Annotated in this window: 2 protein-coding genes; both read left to right on the top strand. The window is 59.2% G+C overall.

All coding sequences use genetic code 11. The features are described 5' to 3' along the window. A partial coding sequence (locus MD273_RS18830) for a CoA transferase (RefSeq protein WP_239039295.1) occupies positions 1 to 332 on the top strand: 332 nt, incomplete at its 5' end. Between the two features lie 10 nt (positions 333 to 342). Next, the coding region (locus MD273_RS19195; protein WP_353050349.1) for a class I SAM-dependent methyltransferase at positions 343 to 542 on the top strand (200 nt) is incomplete at its 3' end.

Below are 542 nucleotides of genomic sequence, written 5' to 3'. Positions count from 1 at the left end.
CTCGCTTTGCCGACAATTCCGCTCGAGTCGCGAATCGTGCTGCACTGGACGCCATCATCGAGGCCGTTTTTGTCGAACTCAGTCGCGCCAGCATTGTCGGACGGTTAGACAGGGCGCGTATCGCCTACGGGCGCATCTCGAGCCTGCAAGACCTTGCTGGCCACCCGCAGAACCGTTACGTGGAGGTAGAAACGCCTTCCGGTCCGGTCCGGATGCTTGCGCCGGGCGCTGTTGTAGACGGTCAAACAACCACGTTGGGTGCGGTTCCCGCTCTTGGAGCACATACGGCTAAAATCGTTTCAGAGTTCGCAGAAGTTGCGCCAGTTGAATGAGGTCAGGTCTATGGCCGCCATAACAGCCGCTCTATCCCAGGCCCGAAGTATAAACTCGGACAATCTGACTGTTCTGGTCAAGTCGTTTCAACAACGCCAGGCCAAGCGGGTTATCGATGTAGGCTGCGGCTCCGGACGGCTGGCCGCCAAGCTTGCCGGTGCAGGATTCGATGTGACGGGAGTTGACCCGAGGGCGGAGGCCATAGCATC

It is taken from the genome of Marinobacter sp. C7, from assembly GCF_022343555.1.
GTDB lineage: Bacteria > Pseudomonadota > Gammaproteobacteria > Pseudomonadales > Oleiphilaceae > Marinobacter.
Note: the sequence above shows the minus strand (reverse complement) of the source record. Positions and strands in the feature narration are given on the sequence as shown.